Origin of the sequence: Paenibacillus terrae HPL-003 (assembly GCF_000235585.1) — a bacterium.
In the GTDB taxonomy this organism is placed as follows: Bacteria; Bacillota; Bacilli; order Paenibacillales; family Paenibacillaceae; genus Paenibacillus; species Paenibacillus terrae_B.
In genome coordinates, this window is the sequence record NC_016641.1 from 2,526,578 (window position 1) to 2,540,561 (window position 13,984).

The 13,984-nt window shown below is 47.7% G+C and carries 8 protein-coding genes and 3 rRNA genes; 9 read left to right on the plus strand and 2 right to left on the minus strand.

Features of this window, described 5'->3' with window-relative positions; genetic code table 11:
• The first annotated feature begins 1 nt into the window (after window position 1).
• The 7 genes from HPL003_RS11575 (at window position 2) to HPL003_RS29190 (ending at window position 10,683) form a co-directional block, all read left to right on the plus strand.
• Window positions 2-1,372, plus strand: coding sequence for an NCS2 family permease (locus tag HPL003_RS11575; RefSeq protein WP_014279831.1), 1,371 nt, complete (start codon window positions 2-4; stop codon window positions 1,370-1,372).
• A 518-nt stretch (window positions 1,373-1,890) separates the two neighbouring features.
• Window positions 1,891-3,448: ribosomal RNA gene (locus HPL003_RS11580) — 16S ribosomal RNA — on the plus strand.
• Between the two features lie 339 nt (window positions 3,449-3,787).
• A 23S ribosomal RNA gene (locus HPL003_RS11585) occupies window positions 3,788-6,718 on the plus strand.
• 155 nt (window positions 6,719-6,873) lie between these two features.
• Window positions 6,874-6,990, plus strand: a 5S ribosomal RNA gene (rrf, locus tag HPL003_RS11590).
• The 16S, 23S and 5S rRNA genes sit together here, the layout of an rRNA operon.
• Before the next feature lie 202 nt (window positions 6,991-7,192).
• Window positions 7,193-8,185 carry a ketoacyl-ACP synthase III gene (locus tag HPL003_RS11595; RefSeq protein ID WP_043922374.1) on the plus strand — a complete coding sequence of 331 codons (993 nt, stop codon included), beginning with the start codon at window positions 7,193-7,195 and terminating at the stop codon, window positions 8,183-8,185.
• Window positions 8,186-8,300: 115 nt separating this feature from the next.
• Window positions 8,301-10,433, plus strand: coding sequence for a DNA topoisomerase III (locus HPL003_RS11600; protein ID WP_014279833.1), 2,133 nt, complete (start codon window positions 8,301-8,303; stop codon window positions 10,431-10,433).
• Between the two features lie 112 nt (window positions 10,434-10,545).
• Window positions 10,546-10,683, plus strand: a complete 138-nt coding sequence (locus HPL003_RS29190; RefSeq protein WP_014279834.1) for a hypothetical protein — start codon at window positions 10,546-10,548, stop codon at window positions 10,681-10,683.
• Between the two features lie 276 nt (window positions 10,684-10,959).
• Here the strand turns inward: HPL003_RS29190 and HPL003_RS11605 are convergent, their stop codons facing one another.
• The gene (locus HPL003_RS11605) at window positions 10,960-12,114 is read right to left on the minus strand and encodes a type II asparaginase (RefSeq protein WP_043922375.1); all 1,155 of its coding nucleotides are present in this window, start codon (window positions 12,112-12,114) and stop codon (window positions 10,960-10,962) included.
• Between the two features lie 392 nt (window positions 12,115-12,506).
• The gene (locus tag HPL003_RS27500; RefSeq protein WP_007428828.1) at window positions 12,507-12,635 is read right to left on the minus strand and encodes a DUF4023 family protein; all 129 of its coding nucleotides are present in this window, start codon (window positions 12,633-12,635) and stop codon (window positions 12,507-12,509) included.
• 190 nt (window positions 12,636-12,825) lie between these two features.
• Here HPL003_RS27500 and HPL003_RS11610 point away from each other — a divergent pair, with 190 nt between their 5' ends.
• On the plus strand, window positions 12,826-13,089 hold the full coding sequence (locus tag HPL003_RS11610; protein WP_010348778.1) for a DUF1294 domain-containing protein: 264 nt from the start codon (window positions 12,826-12,828) through the stop codon (window positions 13,087-13,089).
• 143 nt (window positions 13,090-13,232) lie between these two features.
• On the plus strand, window positions 13,233-13,667 hold the full coding sequence (locus tag HPL003_RS11615) for a universal stress protein (protein ID WP_043922641.1): 435 nt from the start codon (window positions 13,233-13,235) through the stop codon (window positions 13,665-13,667).
• Window positions 13,668-13,984: the final 317 nt, after the last annotated feature.

The following is a 13,984-nucleotide window of genomic DNA, read 5'->3' on the forward strand; positions in this document are numbered from 1 at the left end:
CATGGAGCGTTTCTTTAAATTAAAGGAACATGGAACGAACATCCGCACAGAAATTATTGCGGGGATTACTACTTTTATGACCATGGCTTATATTTTGGTGGTCAACAATACCTTTTTGGGGCCGACTGGAGCAGGGATGCCCAGCGAAGCCGTCTTTTTTGCTACTGCGGTAGGTGCAGGACTGGTCACTATTCTAATGGGGCTGTTCGTTAATGTACCAATTGGAATGGCTCCGGGTATGGGCTTGAATGCTTATTTTATGACCGTAGTTTTGAGTTCGAACGGTATGATCACTTGGCAAGCGGCACTTGGCGCTGTATTTATATCCGGTATCGTCTTTCTGATTTTAACCGTGACACGAGTGAGACAGATGTTGCTTGTTGCGGTTCCTGAAAATCTAAAGACAGCTATTACAGTAGGTATCGGCTTGTTTATTACCATTGTCGGTTTTAAGTTGTGTAATCTGGTTATGGTAAGTATTGTTCCAGGGACGGATGTAGGTCAGCCGGTTCCGGGTCATGCTTTTAATCTGATTTTGGGTAGTCTGGTTCATCAAAAGGATGCGCTGCTGGCGCTGATCGGTTTGCTCATTATTGCAGCGCTGATGGTTGTTCGGGTCAAAGGTGCTTTGCTGATTGGTATCGTAGCTACCACATTGATTGGTATTCCGATGGGTGTAACGAATCTGAGTAGTTTGACAACAGGCCACTGGATTCCTGATTTTAGTAATTTGGCAGTGGGTCAGTTGGATTTGAAGGCTGCTTTGCACATTGGGCTGTTTGATATCATTTTCATTTTCACATTTGTAGAGTTGTTTGATACGTTTGGTACGCTGGTAGGTACGGCTACCCGTGCAGGTATAATGAAGGATAAGAAAAAAGGTGAGAAAATCATCGGTAAAGCTATGCTGGTGGATGCCGTTGGTGTAAGTACCGGCGCAGTATTGGGAACAAGCACAATTACAGCATTCGTAGAAAGCTCGGCAGGGGTAGAAGAAGGCGGACGTACGGGCCTGACTGCTGTAACGACAGGCGTTCTATTCCTGTTGGCTCTCTTTATCGCACCGTTGGCATTGGTTGTGCCGTCCGCGGCTACTGCTCCAGCGTTGATTATCGTTGGCGTGCTGATGATGAGTCAGGTTCGCAACATTGACTGGGATAACTTCCTGCTGGCGTTCCCGGCGTTCCTTACCATTGTTCTGATGCCTTTTACTGGCGGAATCGCCAATGGTATTTCTGCTGGCATTTTGTCTTACGTTGTTCTGGCTATATTCAGTAATCTGTTTACCAGCAACAAAGTTAAAGTTCACTGGCTTATGTGGGTGCTTGCTGTTATTGTAGTGATCCGCTTTGCCTTTATGGGTTCGGAATAGCAACTTGATATAGCTTGAAAAAGATCTTTGCAGTACAGAACCTCCTTTCCTGTTGTTTCAGGGAGCGGGGTTCTTTTTTATTCTAGTTATTTAATGTCCGGAAGAGAGCGAATAGTATTATAGAGAAGAAGAATGAATAACAAATAGAGATTTTCAAAAAATAATGCAATAAATGCTTGCAAACTTGTTCCTTCTATGATATATTCTAATTCCGGACAAGAAATACAAGGTTGCGAGCGAGAGTTACAAAAAAGATTTAAAAAATGCTTGCAAAGTTGGTTCGGACATGATAAGATATAAGAGTTGATAAGGCGACGAGCTAAGTCAACGAACAAGAAATGTTTGATCTTTGAAAACTGAACAACGAGTGAGTAAATGATTTTGTTCGCAAAATCAACCACGAAGGTTTCACTACATGCCGTAAGGTTGTATGAAATCGGAGTGTAAGAGAGATATTTTATCTCGTCAGTTTCAAAATGAGCGAATCGCTCTTTCTATAAACCAACTTCGGTTGGTCTTTAATGGAGAGTTTGATCCTGGCTCAGGACGAACGCTGGCGGCGTGCCTAATACATGCAAGTCGAGCGGGGTTATGTTAAAAGCTTGCTTTTAACATAACCTAGCGGCGGACGGGTGAGTAACACGTAGGCAACCTGCCCATCAGACTGGGATAACTACCGGAAACGGTAGCTAATACCGGATACATCCTTTCCCTGCATGGGGAGAGGAGGAAAGACGGAGCAATCTGTCACTGATGGATGGGCCTGCGGCGCATTAGCTAGTTGGTGGGGTGAAGGCCTACCAAGGCGACGATGCGTAGCCGACCTGAGAGGGTGATCGGCCACACTGGGACTGAGACACGGCCCAGACTCCTACGGGAGGCAGCAGTAGGGAATCTTCCGCAATGGGCGAAAGCCTGACGGAGCAACGCCGCGTGAGTGATGAAGGTTTTCGGATCGTAAAGCTCTGTTGCCAGGGAAGAACGTCTTGTAGAGTAACTGCTACAAGAGTGACGGTACCTGAGAAGAAAGCCCCGGCTAACTACGTGCCAGCAGCCGCGGTAATACGTAGGGGGCAAGCGTTGTCCGGAATTATTGGGCGTAAAGCGCGCGCAGGCGGCTCTTTAAGTCTGGTGTTTAATCCCGAGGCTCAACTTCGGGTCGCACTGGAAACTGGGGAGCTTGAGTGCAGAAGAGGAGAGTGGAATTCCACGTGTAGCGGTGAAATGCGTAGATATGTGGAGGAACACCAGTGGCGAAGGCGACTCTCTGGGCTGTAACTGACGCTGAGGCGCGAAAGCGTGGGGAGCAAACAGGATTAGATACCCTGGTAGTCCACGCCGTAAACGATGAATGCTAGGTGTTAGGGGTTTCGATACCCTTGGTGCCGAAGTTAACACATTAAGCATTCCGCCTGGGGAGTACGGTCGCAAGACTGAAACTCAAAGGAATTGACGGGGACCCGCACAAGCAGTGGAGTATGTGGTTTAATTCGAAGCAACGCGAAGAACCTTACCAGGTCTTGACATCCCTCTGATCGGTCTAGAGATAGATCTTTCCTTCGGGACAGAGGAGACAGGTGGTGCATGGTTGTCGTCAGCTCGTGTCGTGAGATGTTGGGTTAAGTCCCGCAACGAGCGCAACCCTTATGCTTAGTTGCCAGCAGGTCAAGCTGGGCACTCTAAGCAGACTGCCGGTGACAAACCGGAGGAAGGTGGGGATGACGTCAAATCATCATGCCCCTTATGACCTGGGCTACACACGTACTACAATGGCCGGTACAACGGGAAGCGAAAGAGCGATCTGGAGCGAATCCTAGAAAAGCCGGTCTCAGTTCGGATTGCAGGCTGCAACTCGCCTGCATGAAGTCGGAATTGCTAGTAATCGCGGATCAGCATGCCGCGGTGAATACGTTCCCGGGTCTTGTACACACCGCCCGTCACACCACGAGAGTTTACAACACCCGAAGTCGGTGGGGTAACCCGCAAGGGAGCCAGCCGCCGAAGGTGGGGTAGATGATTGGGGTGAAGTCGTAACAAGGTAGCCGTATCGGAAGGTGCGGCTGGATCACCTCCTTTCTATGGAGAATCGTTTCCTGCAATGGAAACATTCAAATATGAAGCGTAAGCTTCACAAACTTACTCACTCGTTGCTCAGTTTTGAGAGCTCAAACTCTCAAGCTTCGACGAATGTTTCATTCACACATCTGTGTGGAACCGAAATATTCATCGGGTTTCGCTTTCTTGAAGCGAATTGCACCTTGAAAACTGGATACCGAAACGAAATTGCGTTTTAGAATATTCCTTTACGCTGATCTTGTGTAAACAAGTGAAATAAAGGTAGCTGTTTTGAATTTCATTCACACTTCGGTGATGAACCGAAATTCAAAACAAATCGCATTTACTTTGTAAATGCTAGGTTAAGCTACAAAGAGCACACGGAGGATGCCTAGGCGCCAGGAGCCGACGAAGGACGTGGCGAACAACGATAAAGCCTCGGGGAGCTGTAAGCAAGCTTTGATCCGGGGATGTCCGAATGGGGAAACCCGGCTGTCTTCATCGACAGTCACTTTCTGCTGAATACATAGGCAGAATAGAGGCATACCAGGGGAACTGAAACATCTAAGTACCCTGAGGAAGAGAAAACAATAGTGATTCCGTCAGTAGCGGCGAGCGAACGCGGATTAGCCCAAACCAAGGAGCTTGCTTCTTGGGGTTGTGGGACGTCTCACATGGAGTTACAAAGGAACCGGTTAGATGAAGAGGTCTGGAAAGGCCCGCCAGAGAAGGTAAAAGCCCTGTAGTTCAAAACTTGTTCCCTCCGAGACGGATCCCGAGTAGTGCGGGGCACGTGAAACCCCGTATGAATCCGGCAGGACCATCTGCCAAGGCTAAATACTCCCTGGCGACCGATAGTGAAGCAGTACCGTGAGGGAAAGGTGAAAAGCACCCCGGAAGGGGAGTGAAATAGATCCTGAAACCGTGTGCTTACAAGAAGTCAGAGCCCGATCTAGGGGTGATGGCGTGCCTTTTGTAGAATGAACCGGCGAGTTACGTTCCCGTGCAAGGTTAAGGTGAAGAGCTGAAGCCGCAGCGAAAGCGAGTCTGAATAGGGCGATCTTGAGTACGTGGACGTAGACCCGAAACCGGGTGATCTACCCCTGTCCAGGGTGAAGGTGCGGTAACACGCACTGGAGGCCCGAACCCACGCATGTTGAAAAATGCGGGGATGAGGTGGGGGTAGCGGAGAAATTCCAATCGAACCCGGAGATAGCTGGTTCTCCCCGAAATAGCTTTAGGGCTAGCCTCGGAATAAGAGTCGTGGAGGTAGAGCACTGATTGGGTGCGGGGCCCGCAAGGGTTACCAAGCTCAGTCAAACTCCGAATGCCATAGACTTGGTTCCGGGAGTCAGACAGTGAGTGCTAAGATCCATTGTCGAAAGGGAAACAGCCCAGACCATCAGCTAAGGTCCCCAAGTGTGTGTTAAGTGGGAAAGGATGTGGAGTTGCACAGACAACCAGGATGTTGGCTTAGAAGCAGCCACCATTGAAAGAGTGCGTAATAGCTCACTGGTCGAGTGACTCTGCGCCGAAAATGTAACGGGGCTAAACACGCCACCGAAGCTATGGCTTGATATTTAGGTATCAGGGGTAGGGGAGCGTTGAATGCGGGTTGAAGGTGTACCGGAAGGAGCGCTGGACTGCATTCAAGTGAGAATGCCGGTATGAGTAACGAAAAGATCTGTGAGAATCAGATCCGCCGAAAGCCTAAGGGTTCCTGAGGAAGGTTCGTCCGCTCAGGGTAAGTCGGGACCTAAGGCGAGGCCGAAAGGCGTAGTCGAAGGACAACAGGTCGAAATTCCTGTACCACCGTAATCCGCTATGAGCGATGGGGTGACGCAGTAGGGTAGTGACGCGGACTGATGGATGTCCGTCTAAGCAGTGAGGCTGATGTGTAGGCAAATCCGCACATCGTAAGGCTGGGCTGTGATGGGGAGCGAAAATTGTAGTAGCGAAGGTCATGATCTCAGACTGCCAAGAAAAGCCTCTAGCCAGGAGAAGGTGCCCGTACCGCAAACCGACACAGGTAGGCGAGAAGAGAATTCTAAGGCGCGCGGAAGAACTCTCGTTAAGGAACTCGGCAAAATGACCCCGTAACTTCGGGAGAAGGGGTGCCTCGGTAGGGTGAATAGCCCGAGGGGGCCGCAGTGAAAAGGCCCAAGCGACTGTTTAGCAAAAACACAGGTCTGTGCGAAGCCGCAAGGCGAAGTATACGGGCTGACGCCTGCCCGGTGCTGGAAGGTTAAGGGGAGTGGTAAGTCCTTTTAGGGCGAAGCTATGAACCGAAGCCCCAGTAAACGGCGGCCGTAACTATAACGGTCCTAAGGTAGCGAAATTCCTTGTCAGGTAAATTCTGACCCGCACGAATGGCGTAACGACTTGGGCGCTGTCTCAACGAGAGATCCGGTGAAATTTTAATACCTGTGAAGATGCAGGTTACCCGCGACAAGACGGAAAGACCCCATGGAGCTTTACTGCAGCTTGATATTGAATTTGGGTACGATCTGTACAGGATAGGTGGGAGCCTGAGAGACTTGAGCGCCAGCTTGAGAGGAGGCATCCTTGGGATACCACCCTGATCGTATCTAGGTTCTAACTTGGTACCGTGATCCGGTACGAGGACAGTGTCAGGTGGGCAGTTTGACTGGGGCGGTCGCCTCCTAAAGAGTAACGGAGGCGCCCCAAGGTTCCCTCAGAATGGTTGGAAATCATTCGAAGAGTGCAAAGGCAGAAGGGAGCTTGACTGCGAGACCAACAAGTCGAGCAGGGACGAAAGTCGGGCTTAGTGATCCGGTGGTACCGCATGGAAGGGCCATCGCTCAACGGATAAAAGCTACCCTGGGGATAACAGGCTTATCTCCCCCAAGAGTCCACATCGACGGGGAGGTTTGGCACCTCGATGTCGGCTCATCGCATCCTGGGGCTGAAGTAGGTCCCAAGGGTTGGGCTGTTCGCCCATTAAAGCGGTACGCGAGCTGGGTTCAGAACGTCGTGAGACAGTTCGGTCCCTATCTGTCGTGGGCGTAGGAAATTTGAGAGGAGCTGTCCTTAGTACGAGAGGACCGGGATGGACGTACCGCTGGTGTACCAGTTGTTCCGCCAGGAGCACCGCTGGGTAGCTATGTACGGAAGGGATAAGCGCTGAAAGCATCTAAGCGTGAAGCCCCCCTCAAGATGAGATTTCCCAGTATGTAAGACCCCTTGAAGACGACGAGGTAGATAGGTTGGGGGTGGAAGTGCAGTAATGCATGGAGCTGACCAATACTAATCGGTCGAGGGCTTATCCTAAGAATAAAACGCAAATTGAGTTTCGGATCCAGTTTTCAGGGTGTAACACCTTGAAGGTATGTAGAAGATACATACGAAAAGCGCATGGCTATTCATTCACACGATTCGTGATGAACCGAATACCCATACGGTAGAATTTGTTTAACAAATTCATGTTTGGTGGCGATAGCGGAGGGGTTCCACACGTACCCATCCCGAACACGACCGTTAAGCCCTCCAGCGCCGATGGTACTTGGACCGCAGGGTCCTGGGAGAGTAGGACGTCGCCAAGCAAAAGTAAGAAGGACTATGATCTCCTTGAGATTATGGTTCTTTTTTTGCGTTGAAAAGGTAAGACATCTATACTTAACTTAAAGGAAAGATACAAATTGAGACTAACTTGTACCAATTGAAGCTATTTTGAAATAAATTAGTACCAGGTATTAGTATCAGGTGTTATAATAGGGGCAAGGATTATAAAGGAGAGTGATCAGATTGTTGAATTCTAAAGCAAAGCTTACGGCCCTGGGTACTTATGTACCTGAACGGATTTTGACAAATGCTGACTTGGAGAAGCTTGTGGATACTAGTGACGAGTGGATTGTGCAACGAACGGGTATGCGTGAACGGCGAATTGCGGCTGAAGATCAATATGTATCTGATCTATGCATTCAAGCCGTTACACGTATGGTTAACCTCTATGACGTAAATATAAACGAAGTTGATATGATCATTGTAGCAACAAGTACACCTGATTACTACTTTCCAAGTACGGCTTCACGGATTCAGGCACATTTTAATATTCCAGATACGGGATCAATGGATGTAAGTGCAGCATGTGCAGGGTTCACCTATGGACTTCACCTGGCTAATGGCCTTATTACGGGTGGTCTACACCGTAAGGTGTTAGTGGTGGGAGCGGAAACGTTGTCTAAAATTACAGATTATACGGACCGAACGACTTGTGTACTTTTTGGAGACGGTGCAGGGGCTGCTCTTGTTGAATATGACGAGGATGAAGGATCATTTTTGACTGCAGATATCGGAACTTATGGGCAAGGGGGAGTTCATCTCTATCGGGCAGGTTTATCTAATTATTTGGATGAAGAAAAGCTGCAAACTAATGGATTTCTTGTTCAAAATGGACGTGAGGTTTATAAATGGGCTGTTCGTTCTGTCCCAGCGGGAGTAGAACGGTTATTGGAGCAGGCTGGAATGAAGAATGAGGACCTTGATTGGTTTGTACCGCATAGCGCCAATTTGAGAATGATCGAATCCATATGTGAACGAGGGGCAATACCTTTGGAAAAGACGCTGACAAGTGTAGAGTTTTGTGGCAATACATCGGCGGCATCTATTCCTTTGGCTTTACAGTGCGGTCTGGATGATGGACGTTTACGGTATGGGCAGCGGGTAATGTTATATGGGTTCGGAGGGGGACTGACTTACGCAGGTCTGCTGTTAAAATGGAGCGTGCCTGATTTGTAAGCTGTCCAATGAAATGTAAGAGTAAGTACTATCATGTCTTTGAGAGCGTTGGCATTTGATTTATCGCAAGATGGGAGGATGGTATAATTAATAATATAAGAGAAAGGGGCGTAACATGAAGGTATTAGTATTAGCAGAAAAGCCATCCGTAGCCAGAGAGATTGCACGTGTGATGGGAAGCCGTGAGAAGCATAAAAGCTATATAGAGGGGCCCAAGTATGTTGTGACGTGGGCGTTAGGACATTTGGTTGGACTGGCAGAGCCGGAGGATTATGATTCCAAGTATACAACCTGGAATTTGGAGGACCTGCCAATCCTCCCGAAGAGCACCAAACTGAAGGTACTGCGGGAAAGCAATCATCAGTTCAAGGCTGTGCAGCAGCTCATGAAGCGGCAGGACATTGGAGAACTTATTGTGGCAACGGATGCTGCTCGTGAAGGGGAGCTGTTGGCACGTTGGATTATACAAATGGCGAACTGGAAAAAGCCTTTCCGCCGCTTGTGGATTTCATCGCAGACGGACAAGGCGATCAAGGAAGGCTTCGCGAAGCTGTTGCCTGGGCAGCAGTTTGATCGTTTGTACGAATCGGCTCGTTGTCGGGCTGAAGCAGACTGGATGATTGGTTTGAATGTGACCCGTGCATTGACGTGTCGCTATAACGCTCAGCTTTCGGCGGGAAGGGTACAGACACCGACGCTGGGGATGATTATGGAACGTGAGAAGGAGATTACTCAGTTTCGTTCTCAGGAATATGATACATTGACGGCAGACTTTGGTGATTTTCAGGCGACTTGGCGTGCGGAAAATGGCGATTCACGCATGTTTGACCGTACTCAAGCAGAGGCTTTGCGCCGCAAATTGGAAGGCGTCAAAGGCACGGTTGACAGTGTCAAAAAAAGTGAAAAGAATGAGCCACACCCGTTGGCTTATGATTTAACTGAGCTGCAAAGGGATGCCAACCAGCGCTACGGCTTTTCGGCCAAGCAGACGTCTAATGTGCTTCAACGTCTGTATGAGCAGCATAAGCTGGTCACGTATCCACGTACAGACAGCCGTTATCTGACATCGGATATGGTGGATACTCTTAAGGAAAGGCTCAATAGTGTGGCTGTAGGTCCGTATGCTTCCTTGGCACGTCCGTTACTGCGCAAGAGCTTGACGATCTCGAAGCGAATTGTGGATGACAGTAAAGTGACGGATCATCATGCGATCATCCCTACAGAGCAGACATTATTGCTTAATCAGCTAAGCCCGGAGGAACGTAAGCTGTATGATCTGATTGCGCGGCGATTTATCAGTCTTTTCTATCCACCTGCTCGTTATGATGCTGTAGCAGTTGCGGTAACGGTAGAGCAGGAAACGTTTCAAGTCAAAGGCACGACGATAAAAGATAGTGGCTGGCGTGCTGTATATGACGGAAGTCTCTATGATACGGACGAAGAAGCAGAGGAACGTGAGGACAACGGAAGTGGTGTTATTTTACCTGAACTGAAAAAAGGGGATTCCGTCCGGATTCAGCGTTGCCTTGTGCGTGCTGGACGAACGATGCCTCCGAAGCGGTATACGGAAGCGGCACTGCTCGCTCAGATGGAGAAGCATGGTCTGGGTACTCCTGCTACTCGCGCAGATCTGATTGAGAAGCTTGTTAGCTCGGATACGATTGAACGTCAGGGAAATGTAATGCATCCAACGGGGAAAGGCAAACAATTGATTGAGCTGGCAGCTCCACAGCTAAGAACACCGGAGCTGACGGCACGCTGGGAAGCGGAGCTGGAACGAATCGCGCGTGGTCAAGGGCAACCGGGACCGTTCTTGGACTCCATTCGTGCGATGGCGAAAGAGCTGGTTTCCACTGTGAAAAATAGCAGTGCCGAATACAAGCCCCATAACGTGACGAACAGCCATTGCCCGGATTGTGGTACAAAGCTTTTGGAGAAGAAGGGCAAACAGGGCAAGTTCCTCGTATGTCCAAGTGCGGATTGCGGTTATCGCCGTTCGGGAGAAAAACGTTTGTCGAATCGTCGTTGTCCGCAGTGCCATAAAAAAATGGAAATGAAAGAGGGCAAGGCGGGGCTGTATGTAAGATGCTTGGCCTGCGGCATTACCGAGACGCTGGATAAGGACAAGCAGCGGGTAAACAAACGTGAACAGCAGAAGCTGGTAAGACAATATGAAAAGCAGGAGCCTCTTGGCTCCAGTCTGGGTGATCTGCTAAAAGCAGCTATGGATCAAAAGCAAGGTAAATAACGGAAAGCTAACAGTAGAGCAATACTAAGTCAGCAGTAAAGACAAGAAGCAAGCAGCAATCGGTATAAAAACTCTTGCTCTTTGGCATGGTAAGCCGAGGAGGTGAGTAGTTATGTCCAAGCATAAACCGCTTAAAATCAATAATCAGCAAAATAAATCAAGTATTTTGGAGGAAGAAATTGCTCCACATCCAGAGAAGCAAGCGAAATATCCTCCAAGCCTGAATGGAATTCCTAAACAGCAGTCCTGATACGAAGTAGCAGGAGCAAAGGATTGTAGCAAAATGGACAGTTATCAATTGAATGGTATAGATTTAACTATTCGAGAGGGAAACTTAAACTTGAAGCTATATTAAGGCTAAGACAATTGGGCTCTGTGTGAGTTGTAGGTTTGTCATTGTCTTGTGAAAAAGGAGCAACAGTTACGGTATATCACCATTACTGCTGCTCCTTTTTTTGGTGAGCTGGCTTTTATATCTTATCGTTCATTGAGAATGCTTATTTGAATTTTCATAAATCCTCATTTATTAGTATTCATTGAAGAAGGATTGGATTTGGTTCACATCATGCGTTTGGGTCAAAGCGAGCATGAGCAAAATCCGTGCTTTTTGCGGATTGAGCGAATCGGTGGAAACAAAGTTCAATGCCGCGTCTTTCGTCGATGGAGATACGACTCCACTTCCTACACGCGTGGAGCGGGCGATAATGACTCCTTTTTTACCTGCCGCCTCTGCACCTTCTGTAGAGGCTTTGGACAGGGAACCATTGCCGGAACCTGCTACAACGATCCCTTTGGCACCAGCCGCTACAGCAGCATCATACAGATAGCGACCGTTGTTTTGATATTCGTATAAAATATCTACCTGTGGAAGCTCGGTCAGATTGGAGATGTCGAATACGGAAGCAGTTGTATGCTTACGTACAGATTTATTATAGTAGTACACTTGATCTCCGACAACAGCTCCCAGATACCCCTGTTCCACGGACTTGAACGTATCCACTGTGGTCGCGTTTGTCTTGGTGATGTACCTTGCTGCACCAATACGATCATTCAGCAGTACGAGTACGCCTTGCCCTTTGGAGCCTGAGGCGCCGGCGACTTTCACAGCATTATAGAGGTTAAAAGGGCCGTCGGCGCTGATCGCTGTAGCTGGACGCATGGAGCCAACGACAACTACAGGCTTATCGCTTTTAACCACAAGATCCAGGAAATAGGCTGTTTCTTCCAATGTATCTGTACCGTGCGTAATTACGACTCCATCTACGTCATCTCTGGCAAGCAGTTCATTGGTGCGTTTGGCAAGCTTTAAGAGGATGTCGTTATTAATGTCGGGGCTGCCTACGTTAACAACCTGCTCACCACTGACGTTGGCAATACTTTTCATCTCAGGAACAGCCTTAATCAAGGTTTCAATACCCAGTGCGCCTGCTTTGTAGTCTGTTGTATCGGTATTGACAGCAGATGATCCTGCGATGGTTCCTCCCGTGGCCAGTATTTTAATATTGGGTAAATGGTTGGTTTGAGGTTTTTCAGATTTGCCTGCAGTCGTAGAGACAGAAGCAGGTGCAGTCGTGCTGGTGGCTGCTGCCGCAGTGTTCGTAAATCCACCACTCCATAAGGTACTTCCGAGAATAAAGCCGGCCAATAGGGGAATCATCGTCATTTTTTTCATGTTAGTCATATAAAGCTCCTCTCTAATGTCAAAACCTGAATTGTAATGATAGATTAACTGACGATAAAAATGTCGAATTGCGTTAATGTCACGAATTATAGGGGATGAAATTGTTTTTAGTCAATATGTATGTTATAAAACATGACATTAAAATTTATTTTTTAAAAATGTAATCGCTTTATTATTGCATTTTATCTGATTTTTGCATAGAGTGCATTTCATGGGGCAAGAGGTTTTCTTTGGCTTCACGCAAATGCAAAAACAGCAAGCCGAAAAGGAATCCGCTTGCTGTTTCTGTGGAGATGAACGACCAGTTTGTCTTAATTCATTAAAGGAAACTACAAGGTTAAGTGGATTGGATGCGTTAATAACATGGTTCTACAGCTTAGGCAGAGCCCTTATCAGGGATTTTTGGTATGCTGTTTGGTTGGCAAGCTGGCACTGGGAGTTCCTTTTCCTCGTTTACGGTTGTGCTCTGCCTTTTTTGCATTTTCTCGCAGTTTTTCAACGTATTCATGGGTGCTTTCCATCGAAGTTCCTCCTTTGAGACAAAATAGATGTAGTCGAGGATTTTCCTCATACCACGTTACTATATCCGCCAAAGCGCTATTCCAGTCAAAAGAAGATTGTTTCTGTAAAAGGGGCGAGGGTATAATGGGGGGAGAGCGCTATATAAGCCCTAATACCTGATTGGTACGGTGTATAAAAGGAGGAGAGACATTGCAGACAGGCTTGTTCGTATGGCTGCTGTTTATCAATGCAGTAGGCTATCTGGTAATGTCGGAGGATAAAAAAAGAGCGCGCAAGCATCGTGATCGGGTGCCCGAACGGACGCTGTTTTTGCTGGCCCTGATCGGAGGAGCATTGGGTGTGCTGATTGCGATGTACCGCAAACGCCATAAAACACGGCATATGAGCTTCAGACTCGGCATTCCTGCGTTGCTGTTCATTAACGCATTGCTATATGGATATTTTTTGCGGTAAAGCCGGGGTTTAGGTTCGTATAGAAATGTTTAATGATGAGTAAGGTGGCTATTCCAGCGTCCACGAATGTATTGTGCAAGCGTGCAAAGGAATACATATTTCAGGATGGGATTTAACAAACTGAACAGGAAGAGGTGTATATGATGCTATTTTCAAAAATATTGCTTGCTTATGACGGTTCGGATGCAGCCAACAAGGCCTTGCTGAAGGCAGCTGAATTAACCAAGGCATCACCGTCCTCAAAGCTGGAGGTTATAACGGCATTTGATTTCCCGCGAATTTTTATGGGTGAAGGCTTAGCTCCAATTCCGGCTTCGGTGAATAAAGAATATTACGATTTGGCGGAGCAGACTACGGATGAAGCTAAAAAGCGGCTTGCTGAGCAAGGCGTAGATGCCAAGGTGGAGCTGATCCAAGGTTCGCCAGCCGAAGTTATTTTGGATTACGCCAATGAAAATGGCTTTGATGTAATTGTGATCGGCAGCCGTGGCTTGGGTGGTATTCGTGAATTTGTATTGGGCAGCGTGAGCCACAATGTGGTTCAGCATGCGCGTATTCCTGTGCTGGTTGTTAAGTAACAGAATAGAAGGAATGAAAGTCGGATTACTGCCTGTATAGGAAGTACCGGCTTTTATTTTTTTTGTGGAGGATAGCGCCGATCTATGATGGTAGTCTGAGGCAAAGAGTCGGCTAAATGTATAGCTATCGTCCCGTCTTGCGGGTAGAAAAGGGTTTGTGTTTTGTCAAACACGAACATTCAATTGGTTGATTTTAATAATGTTCGTTTCCAAGTTGACATAAGGTGTAGGGAATTGTTAAACTATGAAGTGTATTGTCGATAAAAAAAGAACTTTAGGTAAAATTTAATAAGGTACACATGTTTGAGCCGAAACAG